The 14,143-nt window shown below is 69.8% G+C and carries 15 protein-coding genes; 4 read left to right on the forward strand and 11 right to left on the reverse strand.

Going from position 1 to position 14,143, the window contains the following annotated elements; genetic code table 11:
- Positions 1-51: 51 nt before the first annotated feature.
- Entirely contained in the window at positions 52-1,386 is a 1,335-nt protein-coding gene (locus ACZ45E_RS25505; protein WP_468224408.1) for a dicarboxylate/amino acid:cation symporter, read from the reverse strand.
- 371 nt (positions 1,387-1,757) lie between these two features.
- Positions 1,758-2,051, reverse strand: a complete 294-nt coding sequence (locus tag ACZ45E_RS25510) for a DUF4229 domain-containing protein (protein WP_468224410.1) — start codon at positions 2,049-2,051, stop codon at positions 1,758-1,760.
- Between the two features lie 98 nt (positions 2,052-2,149).
- On the opposite strand from ACZ45E_RS25510, the gene ACZ45E_RS25515 reads away from it, so the two are divergent.
- Positions 2,150-2,722, forward strand: coding sequence for a GNAT family N-acetyltransferase (locus tag ACZ45E_RS25515; RefSeq protein ID WP_468224411.1), 573 nt, complete (start codon positions 2,150-2,152; stop codon positions 2,720-2,722).
- A gap of 21 nt (positions 2,723-2,743) precedes the next feature.
- Here ACZ45E_RS25515 and mqnE read toward each other — a convergent pair whose 3' ends face one another.
- From mqnE to ACZ45E_RS25530, 3 genes are all read right to left on the reverse strand, one after another.
- Positions 2,744-3,907, reverse strand: coding sequence for an aminofutalosine synthase MqnE (gene mqnE / locus ACZ45E_RS25520; RefSeq protein ID WP_468224412.1), 1,164 nt, complete (start codon positions 3,905-3,907; stop codon positions 2,744-2,746).
- Positions 3,908-3,980: 73 nt separating this feature from the next.
- Positions 3,981-4,436 carry an Lrp/AsnC family transcriptional regulator gene (locus ACZ45E_RS25525; protein WP_324776280.1) on the reverse strand — a complete coding sequence of 152 codons (456 nt, stop codon included), beginning with the start codon at positions 4,434-4,436 and terminating at the stop codon, positions 3,981-3,983.
- Positions 4,437-4,536: 100 nt separating this feature from the next.
- A complete protein-coding gene (locus ACZ45E_RS25530) occupies positions 4,537-5,217 on the reverse strand; it encodes a UbiX family flavin prenyltransferase (RefSeq protein WP_468224416.1) in 681 nt (226 codons plus the stop codon).
- Between the two features lie 80 nt (positions 5,218-5,297).
- Between ACZ45E_RS25530 and ACZ45E_RS25535 the strand changes: the two genes are divergently transcribed.
- The gene (locus tag ACZ45E_RS25535; RefSeq protein ID WP_468224418.1) at positions 5,298-5,912 is read left to right on the forward strand and encodes a rhomboid family intramembrane serine protease; all 615 of its coding nucleotides are present in this window, start codon (positions 5,298-5,300) and stop codon (positions 5,910-5,912) included.
- Positions 5,913-6,008: 96 nt separating this feature from the next.
- On the opposite strand, the gene mqnP is transcribed toward ACZ45E_RS25535, so the two are convergent.
- On the reverse strand, positions 6,009-6,914 hold the full coding sequence (mqnP, locus tag ACZ45E_RS25540; RefSeq protein WP_468224421.1) for a menaquinone biosynthesis prenyltransferase MqnP: 906 nt from the start codon (positions 6,912-6,914) through the stop codon (positions 6,009-6,011).
- A complete protein-coding gene (locus tag ACZ45E_RS25545; RefSeq protein ID WP_468224423.1) occupies positions 6,911-8,365 on the reverse strand; it encodes a menaquinone biosynthesis decarboxylase in 1,455 nt (484 codons plus the stop codon). Before ACZ45E_RS25545 ends, mqnP begins: the two co-directional genes overlap by 4 nt.
- Before the next feature lie 122 nt (positions 8,366-8,487).
- Between ACZ45E_RS25545 and ACZ45E_RS25550 the strand changes: the two genes are divergently transcribed.
- Complete coding sequence (locus ACZ45E_RS25550) at positions 8,488-8,880, forward strand: PLD nuclease N-terminal domain-containing protein (RefSeq protein WP_468224425.1); 393 nt, start codon at positions 8,488-8,490, stop codon at positions 8,878-8,880.
- Between the two features lie 114 nt (positions 8,881-8,994).
- Complete coding sequence (locus ACZ45E_RS25555; RefSeq protein ID WP_468224427.1) at positions 8,995-9,963, forward strand: quinone oxidoreductase family protein; 969 nt, start codon at positions 8,995-8,997, stop codon at positions 9,961-9,963.
- 34 nt (positions 9,964-9,997) lie between these two features.
- On the opposite strand, the gene ACZ45E_RS25560 is transcribed toward ACZ45E_RS25555, so the two are convergent.
- From ACZ45E_RS25560 to ACZ45E_RS25575, 4 genes are all read right to left on the reverse strand, one after another.
- A complete protein-coding gene (locus ACZ45E_RS25560) occupies positions 9,998-10,498 on the reverse strand; it encodes an SRPBCC domain-containing protein (RefSeq protein ID WP_468224430.1) in 501 nt (166 codons plus the stop codon).
- Positions 10,499-10,576: 78 nt separating this feature from the next.
- Entirely contained in the window at positions 10,577-11,665 is a 1,089-nt protein-coding gene (ccsB, locus tag ACZ45E_RS25565; RefSeq protein ID WP_468224433.1) for a c-type cytochrome biogenesis protein CcsB, read from the reverse strand.
- Positions 11,662-13,371: a cytochrome c biogenesis protein ResB gene (resB, locus tag ACZ45E_RS25570; protein WP_468224435.1), complete on the reverse strand. Its 1,710-nt coding sequence runs from the start codon at positions 13,369-13,371 to the stop codon at positions 11,662-11,664. Before resB ends, ccsB begins: the two co-directional genes overlap by 4 nt.
- A 3-nt stretch (positions 13,372-13,374) precedes the next feature.
- Positions 13,375-14,139: a cytochrome c biogenesis CcdA family protein gene (locus tag ACZ45E_RS25575; protein WP_468224438.1), complete on the reverse strand. Its 765-nt coding sequence runs from the start codon at positions 14,137-14,139 to the stop codon at positions 13,375-13,377.
- Between the last annotated feature and the right edge of the window lie 4 nt (positions 14,140-14,143).

The raw sequence follows: 14,143 nt of genomic DNA on the forward strand, positions 1-14,143 counted from the left end.
CGCCCCCGGGGTCCGGGGACGGGGCGACGGCGGGGTACGAGCCGGGGGACGTCAGGCGGCGGCCGACACAGCCACCGGCTGCGGCTCGTCCACCGGGGAGGAGGACGCGTTCTCGTAGGCGTGGTGGTCGAGGATCTTCTCGCGGGCGGAGACGATCACCGGGACGAGAGCCTGGCCCGCGACGTTCGTGGCGGTCCTCATCATGTCCAGGATCGGGTCGATCGCGAGGAGCAGGCCGACGCCCTCCATCGGGAGGCCGAGCGTGGAGAGGGTCAGGGTCAGCATGACCGTGGCGCCGGTCAGACCCGCCGTGGCGGCGGAGCCGACGACCGAGACGAAGGCGATGAGCAGGTAGTCACCGATGCCCAGGTCGATGTCGAAGATCTGCGCGACGAAGATCGCGGCGATCGCCGGGTAGATCGCGGCGCAGCCGTCCATCTTGGTCGTGGCGCCGAACGGGACCGCGAAGGAGGCGTACTCCTTCGGGACGCCGAGGCGCTCGGTGACCTTCTGGGTCAGCGGCATGGTGCCGACCGAGGAGCGGGAGACGAAGGCCAGCTGGATCGCGGGCCAGGCGCCCTTGAAGAACTGGAGCGGGTTCAGCTTGGCGACGGTCGCGAGCAGCGTCGGGTAGACGACGAACATGACCAGGGCGCAGCCGACGTAGATGTCGGCGGTGAACGTCGCGTACTTGCTGATCAGGTCCCAGCCGTAGGTGGCGATCGCGTAGCCGATGAGGCCGATGGTGCCGATGGGCGCCAGCTTGATGACCCACCACAGGGCCTTCTGGAGCAGCTCGAGGACCGACTCGGAGAGGGTGAGGATCGGCTTGGCCTTCTCGCCGATCTGGAGGATGGCGATGCCGGCGACGACGGCCATGAAGACGATCTGCAGGACGTTCAGCTCGGTGAACGGGGTGATGACGTCCGTCGGGACGATGCCGGTGAGGAAGTCGATCCAGGAGCCCGCGTGGTCCGGCTTGGCGCCGTCCTTCGGGGTGAGTCCGGTGCCCGCGCCCGGGTTGGTGAGCAGGCCGATGACGAGGCCGATGGCGACCGCGATCAGCGACGTGATCATGAACCAGAGGAGGGTGCGGGAGGCCAGCCGTGCGGCGTTGTTGACCTTGCGGAGGTTGGTGATGGAGACCAGGATCGCGAAGAAGACGAGCGGGGCGACCGCCAGCTTCAGCAGCTGGATGAAGATGCCGCCGACCTTCTCCAAGGTGGTGACCAGCCAGGATATGTCCTGGCTGCGGGCGAGCCAGCCGAGCAGCACGCCGAGGACGAGGCCGCCAAGGATCTGGGCCCAGAACGGGATCTTCGGTATGCGGGAGCCGGACTTCGGCTCGGCCGGCGTGGCGTCGGCCGGGGTGGTGTTCGCGGACACGGAGGCACTCCAGTGAAACGTGAGAACGCGCGGGGACAGGGCGGGGGACGTACGGGACGTACTGGAGCGGCGACCGTGGATGAGGTCAGCGGCGCCGCTGCATCGGGGATGGTCGCGTCAGGCGCGACAGGCCGCGGACATGCAGCGGCAGAGATCGACATGCAGGCGCGCCACGAGCGGGACGCCCGGGACAGTGCGATGCGCGGCTGATGTCTTCATGTCAGGAACGTTAACACCAGTGCTTTGGGAACATCAAAGGGTGTCTTTGGGGAAGCTGCGGGGGACGTACGCCTCGTAAGCCGCATCTGCCTTGAAAACGCAGGCGCCCCCGCCACCTGTGCGGTGGCGGGGCGGAGAGCCTGTGAGGTAACTTACGCGCCGTGGGCGCGGGCGGCGTCGTCCGCCTGGTCCTCCATGGAGCGGTTGGCGTCCATGTTGGCCTTGGCGCGGTCGACGCGGGCGATGATCTTCTCGGAGGCCCGGTCGCGCTCGCGGCGCAGCACCACGAAGCTGATGGGCGCGGAGACGACCAGGGCGAGGAGCGCGATCCAGAGGTAGTTGGAGCCGCCCAGGCCGCGCGGGACGATGCCGGTGGCGACGAGACCCCAGACGACGAGGAAGCAGCCCACGAAGATTCCGAGGCGCATCAGCGTGTAGCGGAGCATCTCAATCCACTCTTCCGTTGCGAAATGGTCCCTCCAGTGAAGCACGGGCTCCCGGAACCCTGTTGAGCGGACCCGCATGTAATGGTTACGGTCGCCCCATGCCTATTACTTCACCGCTTACTCCGCCTCTTGCTCCGTCTCTTGCTCCGCCGCTTGCCTTCACCCTTGACCCGCCGATCGGACCGGAGCTGCGCGACGGCCTCCTCGCGCTGTGGGCGGACGTCTCCAACGCGGGCGGGGCGGTGGGCTTCGTCCCGCCGGTCACCCCGGACGAGATCCGCCCCGAGCTGGTGAAGCATCTGGCGGGGATCGCCGAGGGCCGTACCCGCCTCCTCGTCGGCCACGACGCCCGGGGCACGGTCGCGGCGACGGCGTTCCTGACCCGCAACCAGCACCGCCTCATGCGCCACCACCTGTGGCTGTACACGGTGATGGTCCACCCCCGGCACCAGGGCAAGGGGTACGGGCGGGCGCTGATGTCCGCGGCGGAGAGCGCGGCGCGCGGTTTCGAGGGGATAGAGGCGCTGCGGCTCACGTGCCGGGGCGGCACGGGCGCGGACGCCTTCTACGCGGCGTGCGGCTACAAGGAGGTCGGGCGCATCCCCGGGGCGATCCGCGTGGCCCCGGGGGACGACCGCGACGACATCCACATGATGCTGCCGCTCGGCTGAGAGCCTGTCTTCGAACCGGTCTCAGACGCGCATGGCCTGCGGGGTGTCCCGGCGCGCCGGGTCCGGACCGTCGTACTCGCGGATGATCTCGTACCGCGTGTTGCGCTCGACGGGCTTGAACCCGGCGTCGCGGATGAGGTCGAGCAGGTCCTCGCGGGTCAGCTTGTTCGGCGTGCCGTAGTTGTCCGCGTCGTGCGTGATCTTGTACTCGACGACCGAGCCGTCCATGTCGTCGGCGCCGTGCTGGAGCGCGAGCTGCGTGGTGTGCAGGCCGTGCATGACCCAGAAGCACTTCACGTGCGGCACGTTGTCGAAGAGCAGGCGCGAGACCGCGAAGGTCTTCAGCGCCTCCGCGCCCGTCGCCATCGTGGTGCGCGCCTGGAGGCGGTTGCGGACCTTGCCGTCCTTCATGTCGACGAAGTCGTGCTGGTAGCGCAGCGGGATGAAGACCTGGAAGCCGCCGGTCTCGTCCTGGAGCTCACGCAGGCGCAGCACGTGGTCGACGCGGTGGCGCGGCTCCTCGATGTGCCCGTAGAGCATCGTCGCGGGGGTCTTGAGCCCCTTCTCGTGCGCCAGGCGGTGGATGCGCGACCAGTCCTCCCAGTGGGTGTCGTGGTCGACGATGTGCTGCCGGATCTCCCAGTCGAAGATCTCCGCGCCGCCGCCGGTCAGCGATTCGAGACCCGCGTCGATCAGCTCGTCGAGGATCTCGCTCGCCGGGAGGCCGGAGATCTTCTCGAAGTGGTGGATCTCGGTGGCCGTGAACGCCTTGAGTCCGACGTTCGGCAGGGCCTCCTTGAGCGCCTTCAGTGAGCGCGGGTAGTAGCGCCACGGAAGCGTCGGGTGCAGGCCGTTGACGATGTGCAGCTCGGTGAGGCTCTCCGACTCCATCGCCTTGGCGAGCTTGACGGCCTCCTCGATGCGCATCGTGTACGCGTCCTTCTCGCCCGGCTTGCGCTGGAACGAGCAGTAGGCGCACGAGGCGGTGCACACGTTGGTCATGTTGAGGTGGCGGTTGACGTTGAAGTGCACGACGTCGCCGTTCTTGCGCGTGCGCACCTCGTGGGCGAGACCGCCGAGCCAGGCCAGGTCGTCCGACTCGTAGAGCGCGACGCCGTCCTCGCGGGACAGCCGCTCACCGTCCCTGACCTTCTGCTCCAGCTCGCGCTTGAGCCCTGCGTCCATGCCCGTACCTCTCCTCACCAACACGACCCATAAGTCCGGTCCACCGTACGCCCACCCTCCGACAGGGCGGCGCTCACACCTCTTCGGGGAGCTCCCCCACCCTGTTCTCCCACTTCGTGGAGAGCACGATCGTGGTGCGGGTGCGGGAGACGCCCTTGGTGCCGCTGAGGCGGCGGATGGTCTTCTCCAGGCCGTCCACGTCACCGACCCGGACCTTGAGCATGTAGGAGTCGTCGCCCGCGATGAACCAGCAGTCCTCGATCTCGTGCAGGTCCTTCAGGCGGCGCGCGACGTCCTCGTGGTCGGCCGCGTCGGAGAGCGAGATGCCGATGAGGGCGGTCACGCCGAGGCCGAGCGAGGCGGAGTCGACGGTGGCGCGGTAGCCGGTGATGACGCCGGCCGCCTCCAGGCGGTTGATGCGGTCCGTCACGCTCGGTCCCGACAGGCCGACGAGGCGGCCCAACTCCGCATACGAGGCGCGGCCGTTCTCGCGCAGGGCCTGGATGAGCTGCCTGTCCACGGCGTCCATAGGTCCGAAGCCTTTCATTATTCAGCGTTGACGCGAGTTTATGTACTGAAACCAAGGCGCGCGGGGACAACGCCTCGAACCATCCAAGCCGGGAAGAGTGCTACGGCGTGCGAGAGCCTCCCCCCAGCTCTCCCTCCCAACGGCGGTACAGCGTGTGCGGCACCCCTGCCGCGTCCAGCGTCCGGCCCGCGACGAAGTCCACCAGGTCCTGGATGTGCGTCGCGCCCGCGTAGAACGCCGGGGACGCGGGCAGCACGACCGCGCCCGCCTCGTCCAGCGTCACCAGGTGCTTCAGCGTCTGCCCGGTCAGCGGTGTCTCCCGCACCGCGACCACGAGCCTGCGCCCCTCCTTGAGGGTCACACTCGCCGCGCGCTGCAACAGGTCCTTCGACAGGCCGAGCGCCACACCCGCCACGCACGCCGTCGAGGCGGGCACGATGATCATGCCCTTGACCGGGTACGAGCCGGAGGACGGCCCCGCCGCGAGATCACCGGCAGGCCAGTGCCGTACGCCGCTCAGATCGACGCCGGTGAACGTGCCCGGCTTGCCGTCCGCGCCCCGCGCCAGCCATTGCGCCAGGTCCTCGCGCCAGTGCCCGTCCCGGAACGCGATGCCCGTCTCGTCGAGCAGCGTGAGCCGCGAGGCCCGCGAGACGACCAGGTCCACGGCCTCGCCCGCGGCCAGGAGTGCGCGCAGCACGGCAGCGGCGTACGGGGTCCCTGATGCGCCGGACACCCCGACCACCCAGGGCCTGCGGCTCGGTGCGTTAACGTGCTCCACACCACGAGCCTATCCGGCGTGCCCGCAGGGGAACTTGAGCAGGGGCCGTGGTCGTTCTTCCCCGGGGGGTGGGGTTCGAGATGACGGACAGCACGAGCGCGGTACGAGGACCGGCGCGCGGGCGCGCGCTCGCGGCGGGCAAGCTCATGGTGGGGTGGGTCGCCCTGCTGTGGCTCCTCGAAGGGGTCGACGCCGCGTCGGGGCACGCGCTCGACCGTTTCGGCATACAGCCGCGCGACCCCGCCGAGCTGGTCGACGTCGTCCCGGCGTCGTTCATCCACTTCGGCTTCGACCACGTCGCGGCGAACTCGGTGCCGCTGCTGGTCCTCGGTTTCGTCGCGGCACTCTCCGGTCTGCGCCGCTTCCTGCTCGCCTGCGCCCTGATCGTCGTCGCGGACGGGCTCGGGGTGTGGCTGGTGGCCCCGGCCCACTCGAACACGGCGGGCGCGTCGGGCCTGATCTTCGGCCTGTTCGGCTTCGTCGTGCTCATCGGATTCGTCGAGCGCAGGCCGTTCGGCATCGTCGTGGGTGTGCTGATAGCGGCGTACTGGGGCACGACGATCCTGGCGGGCCTCTCCCCGGCCAACGAGGGCGTCAGCTGGCAGGGTCATCTCATCGGGCTGCTCGCGGGCGTGGCGGCGGCGTTCGCCGTCCGCGGCCGCCCGGCGCGGCGGCGCGCACAGCTCCCGCTCTGAGAGCCTGTCTTCGCACCCCGGCCCAGGAGAGGGCCGGCGGCCCCGCGGGCGCCTGCCCGTCCGCGCCGCGGCGCGGACGGGGGTTCGAAACACGCCCTAGACCGTGAGGCCGCGCACCAGTAGATCCAGCAGCGCGCACACGAACAGCGCGATCCCGATGAACCCGTTGACCTGGAAGAACGCCCGGTTCAGGCGGGACAGGTCGTGCGGCTTGACGATCGTGTGCTCGTAGAGGAAAGCGCCCGCGACGATGACGAGGCCGACCCAGAAGAAGATGCCGGCGCCGGTGGCCAGCGCGTACCAGACGAACAGGGCCGTCGTGACGGAGTGACAGACGCGGGCGCCCCGGATCGCCGCCGGGATGCCGAAGCGGGCCGGGACCGACATGACGCCGACCTCGCGGTCGGTCTCCACGTCCTGGCACGCGTAGATCAGGTCGAACCCGCCGATCCAGATGCCGACGGCGAGACCGAGGATCACCGCCTCCCACGACCAGGAGCCGGTGACCGCGATCCACGCGCCGATCGGGCCCATCGCCTGGGCGAGACCGAGGATGGCCTGCGGGAAGTTGGTGAACCGCTTGCCGTACGGATAGACGACCATCGGGATCACCGCGATGGGGGCGAGCGCCAGGCAGAGCGGGTTGAGGAGCGCGGCCGACGCCAGGAAGATCACCAGCGCGATCAGCGCGCCCGTCCACGCCGACTTCACCGACACGGCGCCCGTGACGAGTTCGCGGTGTGCGGTGCGGGGGTTGCGGGCGTCGATCTCGCGGTCGATGATCCGGTTCGCCGCCATCGCGAACGTGCGCAGGCCCACCATGCAGATGGTGACCAGGAGCAGCCGGCCCCAGTGGATGTTCTTGTCCAGCTCGAACATCGCGGTGAGCGCCGCGGTGTAGGCGAACGGCAGCGCGAAGACCGAGTGCTCGATCATGACCAGGCGCAGGAACGCCTTGGTGCGGCCCGGCTGCTGCGGGATCGCGGCGGATGCTGAGCTCACTTGAGTCCGTACTCCTTCCAGCGGCGGTCCACCAGGGCCGCCGTTCGGGGGTCGGAGACGACCATCTCGGGCCAGCCGCCGTCTCGTGTGTAGCCCTCCTCGGGCCACTTCCTCGTCGCGTCGATGCCCGCCTTGCCGCCCCAGAACTGCTGGTAGGAGGCGTGGTCGAGGTGGTCGACGGGTCCTTCGGTGATGGTCAGGTCTCGGGCGTAGTCCGTGTTCCCGAGCGCGCGCCACGACACTTCATGAAGATCGTGGACGTCGCAATCGGAGTCGACGACGACGATCAGCTTGGTCAGCGACATCATGTGGGCGCCCCAGATGGCGCTCATCACCTTCTGGGCGTGCTTGGGGTACTTCTTGTCGATCGAGACGATCGCGCAGTTGTGGAAGCCGCCCGACTCCGGCAGGTGGTAGTCGACGATGTCGGGGACGATCACCTTGAGCAGCGGCAGGAAGAACCGCTCCGTCGCCCGGCCCAGCGGCCCGTCCTCGGTCGGCGGGCGGCCGACGACGATCGACTGGAGCAGCGGGCGCCGGCGCATGGTGACGCAGTCGATGGTCAGCGCGGGGAAGGGTTCCTGCGGCGTGTAGAAGCCCGTGTGGTCACCGAAGGGGCCCTCGGGGAGCATCTCGCCCGGCTCCAGCCAGCCCTCGATGACGACCTCGGCGTGGGCGGGGACCTGGAGCGGGACCGTCTTGCAGTCGACCATCTCGACGCGCTTGCCCTGGATGAACCCGGCCAGCATGTACTCGTCCATGTCGCCCGGCAGCGGCGCCGTGGAGGCGTACGTGACGGCGGGCGGGCAGCCGAAGGCGATGGCGACGGGCAGCCTCTCGCCCTTGCGGGCGGCCACCTGGTAGTGGTTGCGGCTGTCCTTGTGGATCTGCCAGTGCATGCCGATGGTGCGCTTGTCGTGGCGCTGGAGGCGGTACAGGCCGAGGTTGCGGACGCCGGACTCGGGGTCCTTGGTGTGGGTCAGGCCCAGGTTGAAGAAGGAGCCGCCGTCCTCGGGCCACGTGAAGAGCGCCGGGAGACTGTCGAGGTCGACGTCGTCGCCGTGCAGCACGACCTCCTGCACGGGCGCGTCCTTGACCTTGCGCGGCGGCACGTGGGTCATCGCGCCGAGCTTGCCGAACGCCTCGCGGACCCCGACGAAGCCGTGCGGCAGTTCGGGTTTGAGCAGCCCGCCGATCTTCTCGCTGATGTCGTTGTACGACTTCAGGCCGAGCGCCTTGAGCAGGCGCCGGTCGGTTCCGTACACGTTCATCGCGAGGGGCATCGCCGAGCCCTTCACGTTCTCGAAGAGCAGGGCCGGGCCGCCGGACTTCTGTACGCGGTCGACGATCTCACCGACCTCCAGATAGGGGTCGACCTCGGCCTTGATGCGCTGCAGGTCGCCCTCGCGCTCCAGCGCCCGGAGCAGGGAGCGAAGATCGTCGTAAGCCATGCCTTCCAGTTTGTCATCCCTGATGACGGATCTTGTCGGGGGCCGGGCGCCGGACGCTACCCTGGCCCGGTCTTCGCTCACTCGGCGAACTCGTCGCACGTCCCGGGGGGACCACCACCGTCATGCTCAGGTATCTGCCGTTCCTCTTGGTCCTGGCGCTGTGGATCTACGCGTTCATCGACTGCCTGAACACCCCCGAGGAGGAGGTGCGCGGACTGCCGAAGGTGGTGTGGGTCATCATCATCCTGCTCTTCGGCGAGGTCCTCGTCGGCCCGGTCGCCTGGCTGGCGGCCGGCAAGCGACGGCGCGCTCCCGCCGGGGGCTCGACCCCGTCCGAGTGGCACCGCGACCACAGGACAGCCCCGTTCGTCGCGCCCGACGACAACCCGGAGTTCCTCGCCTCCCTCAAGGGAGACGGCAAGAACGACGAGGCGCTCCTGAAGGACTGGGAAGCGGACCTGCGCCGCCGCGAGGAGGAGCTCAAGCGCCGCGAGGACGAGCAGGACAAGGGCTGACCCGCGCCCGGCAGGCTGGGCACCCCCTTGCCGAGTGTTCGCTCACCGTCGTACAGTCACCACGGCTGTTCGTCGACCGACGAACACTGCCGGATGCGACGGAAGGCATGTGCCATGCGCGCGGTGCGGTTCGAGGAGTACGGCGGCCCGGAGGTCCTGACGACGGTGGAGGTGCCCGTCCCCGAACCGGCGCCCGGGCAGGTGACCATCGACGTCGCCTACGCCGGGGTGAACTTCGCGGACCTCAAGGCGCGCGCCGAGGGCTACCGGGTGACATCCCTGCCGTACGTCCCCGGGCTGGAGGTCTCGGGCCGGATCCGCGCGCTCGGCGCGGGGGTCGAGGGCCTCGCCGCCGGCCAGGAGGTCGCCGCGCTCACCGAGGGCGGGGCGTACGCGGAGGTGGCCGTGGCCGACGCCGTCACGGTCTTCCCGCTGCCGGCCGGGCTCGGCCTGCGCGCCGCCGCGACGCTGCCCACGGTGCTGCCGACGGCGTACGCGCTGCTGCACTCGGTGGGGCGGCTGCGGACCGGCGAGAGCGTGCTGGTGCAGGGCGCGGCGGGCGGGGTCGGCACGGTGGCCGGGCAGCTGGCGCGGGCCGCGGGCGCCGGAGCCGTGTACGGGGTCGTGTCGAGCGCGGCCAAGGCGGAGTACGCGCGCAAGTACGGGTACGACGAGGTGGTCCTGGCCGACGGGTTCGCCTCCTCCGTGCGGGAGCTGACGCGGGGCCGGGGCGTCGACCTGGCGCTCGACCCGGTCGGCGGCGACACGTTCCGCGAGACGCTCGGCGCGCTGGCGGCCTTCGGCCGGCTCGTCTCCTTCGGCAACGCCTCGGCCGCCCCCGCCTGGCAGGTCGGCCAGCCCGAGCTGTACCCGGCGTCCCTCTCGGTGGCCGGCTTCTCGATCCTGACCCTGGCGCGGACGGCGCCCCAGGAGCTGCGCGCCCTCACGGCACGGGCCTTCGCCGTACCCGGCATCGAACTCCCGATCACCGCGGAGTTCCCGTTGTCTCAGGCGCCGGAGGCGCACCGCCTGATGGGCTCACGCACCAGCACGGGAAAGCTCCTGCTCCGGGTGGCGGCCTGAGCCCTGCGGGCGGTGCCGCCCGAGCGGCCGGGGTTCAGGCCCGGTCCGCGTACCCGGCCCGTAGTGACTGCCAGCGCTCCGGGGTCCACCGGGCCCAGGACTCGGGGGTCATGGGCCGGCCGTCCAGCGCGTCGAGCAGGCACAGGAAGTGGTCGTGCCAGCCGGCCAGGCAGTCCAGGCGCAGCGCGTCGTCACCGTCGAACTCGTTCGTGAAGCGCAGGGTCGTGGCCGGTTCCAGGTGGCAGCGGATCCGGCCGTGCAGCCCGTCGAGGGTGTACTCGGCGACGCGCTCCACGTCCCAGGCGGTGACGCGCCCGGTGTGCGCGCCGCCCCCGTTGGGCCAGCGCAGCGTGACGGCGCCGCCGAGCCGCGGCTCCAGTCCATCGGCGGCGGCCAGCCACCCGGCGAGCCCTTCGGGGGTGGCCACGGCCCGCCAGACCCGCTCGACGGGGTCGGGCAGGCGCAGCGTGAACGACAGGGTGCGGGTCGTGCCCGCGGTACGGCTGGTGCCGGGCTCGATACGGGGATCGGTCATGACCCCAGCTTGCCTCGCCGCAGGGCGCGGACCGCCGACCCCGACGTGTCGGACTTCGGCGGATCGGACTGTGGCGGATCAGAGCCCGGCGTAGGAGTGCTTGCCGGTGACGAAGATGTTGACGCCGTAGTAGTTGAACAGCCAGCAGCCGAAGGCGATGAGCGCCAGGTAGGCGGCCTTGCGGCCCTTCCAGCCCGCGGTCGCCCGGGCGTGCAGGTAGGCGGCGTAGGCGACCCAGGTGATGAAGGACCAGGTCTCCTTGGGGTCCCAGCCCCAGTAGCGGCCCCACGCGTCGCCGGCCCAGATGGAGCCCGCGATGATCGTGAACGTCCACAGCGGGAAGAGGGCGGCGTTGACGCGGTAGGAGAACTTGTCGAGGGACTGCGAGGCGGGCAGCCGCTCCATGACGGAGGTCGCGAACCGGCCCGGGGTGCCGCCCTCCGCGAGCTTGTTCTCGTAGCTGTCCTTGAAGAGGTAGAGGACCGTGCCGACACCGGCGACGTAGAAGCAGGCGCCGCAGAAGATCGCCGTGGAGACGTGGATGTACAGCCAGTACGAGTGCAGGGCGGGGACCAGCTGGTCGCTGGCGGTGTACAGGACGGTGACGGCGAGCCCGAGGTCGAGGAGGACCGTGGTGACCAGCGGGAGGCCGAGCCAGCGGACGTTCTTCTTCAGCGCGAGCAGCGTGAGGTACACGCCGACGGCGACGGTGGAGAACGTGAGGTTGAACTCGTACATGTTGCCCCACGGCGCGCGCTGCACGGAGAGCGCGCGGGTGAGGACACCGGAGAACTCGACGAGGAACGCGAGCACGGTGAGCGAGATCGCGATACGTCCGTAGAGGTCGCCCTGTGCGTCACCGCCGGAGGCGCCGGGCCCGTCCGGCACGTCGCGGGAGCCCGCGGCGGCGCGGGTGACGACTTGGGGCCGCTCCAGTACGGCGGTGGAACCGTTCTCCTGCTTGACCTGGACCTGCACCCCGGGGGCGGCCTCGGTTCCGGCGGAGCCGGTGAGGGCGGCGGCGGTCCGGCCGACCTTGCTGCGGCTGCCGAAGATCCACTCGGCCATGTTCGCGAAGAACGCCAGCAGGTACACGGCCATGGACGAGTAGATGAGGACGTTACTCGTGTGCGCCAGGGATTCGTTGGTTGCGGCGGCGAGAGTCACTTCTCAGCCCCTTCGGCGGCAGGAACAGCAGTGGATGGTTCGGAGGTTGCTGGGGCGTCGGGGGCCCTGGGCGCCTGCGCGTGGAGCCGGCCGACGAGGTCGCCCAGCTCCTCGGGAAGCTTCGCGGACTCGCTGCGGCCGAGGCCCGCCATCTCGACGACAGTCACCCCGTCGGGGCCTTCGACGGCCCGGACCCAGACGCGGCGGCGCTGGATGAACAGGGAGCCGGCCAGGCCGAAGATCGCGGCGACCGCGCCGCCGAGCGCCCAGGTGTCACCGGGCTGGTGGGAGATCTGGAAGGTGACCCATTCGTTGATGTCCTTGTCGAAGGTGATGGAGCCCGCCCCGTTCGGCAGCTTCATCGTCTCCCCCGGCAGCAGGCGCGCCTTCAGCGCCTTGCCCTTGGAGTCCTTGAACGCCTTCATGTGCGAGGTGTCGAGCTGGTACACGTTCTGCGGCAGGCCCGCGTCGACACCGAGGTCGCCGTGGAGCGCGTTGAGCGCCAGGACGGGGAAGTCGAGCGCGGGGAACTGGGAGAACATCGTGCCCTTGCCGGCGCCCGCGAAGGTCGGCACGAACCAGGCGCTGAAACCGAGCTGCTCCTTCGCGCCCTTGGCATCGCGGTAGCCGTCCATCACCTTGATCGCGCCCTGCGACGAGATGTTGGAGTCGATCGGCAGCATCGGCACGGCCTGCTGCGAGACGACCTTGCCCTTGCCGTCGCGGACGGTGACGTTGACGGCGTAGCCGTGGCCGTTGAGGAAGATCTTGGTGCCGTCGATGTCCAGCGGGTGGTTGGACTTGATGGACGTCTTCTTGCTCGTGCCGTCGGCGCCCTCGCTGTAGCTGACGTCGGCGCGGAAGGTGCGGGGGGTGCCCTTCTCGGGGCCGGTGCGCGCGTAGGTCGCGGTGAAGTTGTCGAGCTTGAAGCTGAACGGCGACAGGTCGCGGTCGCTGTCGAAGAGGTTGCCGGACTTGAAGTCGTCGTACTGCGGCAGCACGTTGGAGAAGCCGTCGCCCTCGACGACGAGCTTGCCGCCCTCGAACTTGAAGAGCTGCCCCCAGGCGAAGGCGATCAGCATGACGATCAGCGCCATGTGGAAGGCGAGGTTGCCGACTTCGCGCAGATAGCCCTTCTCGGCGGCGACGGCGTTGCCCGCGAGGTGCGCGCGGAAGCGGCGCTTCTTCAGCAGCGAGAGCGCGGCGGTGCGCACTTCCTCGGCGTCGGTCCCGGTCCGCCAGGTCGCGTACGCGGGCAGCCGTTCGAGCCGTTTGGGGGCGCCCGGCGGGCGGCCGCGGAGCTGGCCGACGAACTGCCAGGTGCGGGGCACGATGCAGCCGATGAGGGAGATGAACAGCAGGAGGTAGATCGCGGAGAACCACACCGAGCCGTAGACGTGGAAGAGGCCGAGCTTCTCGTAGATCGGCCCGAGCGTGGTGTGCGCCTTCTGGAAGTCGGAGACCTTGAGCGGGTCCGTCCCGGCCTGCGGGATCAGGGAGCCGGGGATCGCGCCGAGCGATAGCAGGAAGAGCAGGATCAGGGCGACCCGCATCGAGGTGAGCTGCCGCCAGAACCAGCGGATCCAGCCGATGACACCGAGCCTGGGCAGGTTCGGGGAGCGGTCCTCCAGCGGAGCGGTGCTCAGCTGGGCCCCGGCCTCCTGCTCGGTGGTCTCCGGGCCCTCAGGGGTGTGCGTCTTGCTCATAAGTCAGATTCCCACCTGAAAGCCGGTGGACCAGGTCCGCATCTGTCCCACGAGGCTGTCCCAAGCGCCCGTGAGCAGGAGGAGTCCGGTCAGGATCATCATGATGCCGCCGATGCGCATCACCCATGTGTAGTGCTTCTTGACCCAGTCGAAAGCGCCGAGCGCCTTGCGGAAGGCGACCGCGGCGAGCACGAACGGCAGGCCGAGACCCAGGCAGTACGCGACCATCAGTATGGCGCCGCGGCCCGCGCTGCCCTGGTTGATGGCCAGGGTGTTCACCGAGGCGAGCGTGGGGCCGATGCACGGCGTCCAGCCGATGCCGAAGAGAGCGCCCAGCAGGGGAGCCCCGGCGAGGCCGGTCACGGGCCGCTTGTGGAAGCGGAATTCGCGCTGGGTCAGCCAGGGCATCAGGCCCAGGAAGAAGACACCCATCAGGACCATGAGGACACCGAGGACCTTGGTCAGGATGGACTGGTAGTCGAGGAGCGTGGACCCGAAGTAGCCGAACAGGGCGCCGCCGGAGACGAACACGGCGGTGAAGCCGAGCACGAACAGCCCGGCGCCCGCCACCATCCGGCCCCGGCGCTGCTCCATGAGGTCGGTGCCGGTGATCCCGGTCACGTAGGAGAGGTAACCGGGGACGAGCGGCAGCACGCAGGGCGAGAAGAACGAGACGAGACCGCCGATGAGCGCGACCGGGATGGCGAGGAGGAGCGCGCCGTCCGTGACGGTGTCACCGGCGGCGAGGGTGACGAGCGTGGGGGGCACCGTC

It is taken from the genome of Streptomyces sp. NPDC030991 (genome assembly GCF_055571235.1).

What these genes read in the sequence shown, in the direction of transcription:
- mqnE (WP_468224412.1), bottom strand. Translation starts at nt 3,907, where the DNA reads ATGGACGCAGGGCTCAAGCGCGAGCTGGAGCAGAAGGTCAGGGACGGT.
- ACZ45E_RS25510 (WP_468224410.1), bottom strand. Translation starts at nt 2,051, where the DNA reads ATGCTCCGCTACACGCTGATGCGCCTCGGAATCTTCGTGGGCTGCTTC.
- ACZ45E_RS25525 (WP_324776280.1), bottom strand. Translation starts at nt 4,436, where the DNA reads ATGGACGCCGTGGACAGGCAGCTCATCCAGGCCCTGCGCGAGAACGGC.
- ACZ45E_RS25550 (WP_468224425.1), top strand. Translation starts at nt 8,488, where the DNA reads ATGCTCAGGTATCTGCCGTTCCTCTTGGTCCTGGCGCTGTGGATCTAC.
- ACZ45E_RS25560 (WP_468224430.1), bottom strand. Translation starts at nt 10,498, where the DNA reads ATGACCGATCCCCGTATCGAGCCCGGCACCAGCCGTACCGCGGGCACG.
- ACZ45E_RS25545 (WP_468224423.1), bottom strand. Translation starts at nt 8,365, where the DNA reads ATGGCTTACGACGATCTTCGCTCCCTGCTCCGGGCGCTGGAGCGCGAG.
- ACZ45E_RS25535 (WP_468224418.1), top strand. Translation starts at nt 5,298, where the DNA reads ATGACGGACAGCACGAGCGCGGTACGAGGACCGGCGCGCGGGCGCGCG.
- resB (WP_468224435.1), bottom strand. Translation starts at nt 13,371, where the DNA reads ATGAGCAAGACGCACACCCCTGAGGGCCCGGAGACCACCGAGCAGGAG.
- ACZ45E_RS25555 (WP_468224427.1), top strand. Translation starts at nt 8,995, where the DNA reads ATGCGCGCGGTGCGGTTCGAGGAGTACGGCGGCCCGGAGGTCCTGACG.
- ACZ45E_RS25515 (WP_468224411.1), top strand. Translation starts at nt 2,150, where the DNA reads ATGCCTATTACTTCACCGCTTACTCCGCCTCTTGCTCCGTCTCTTGCT.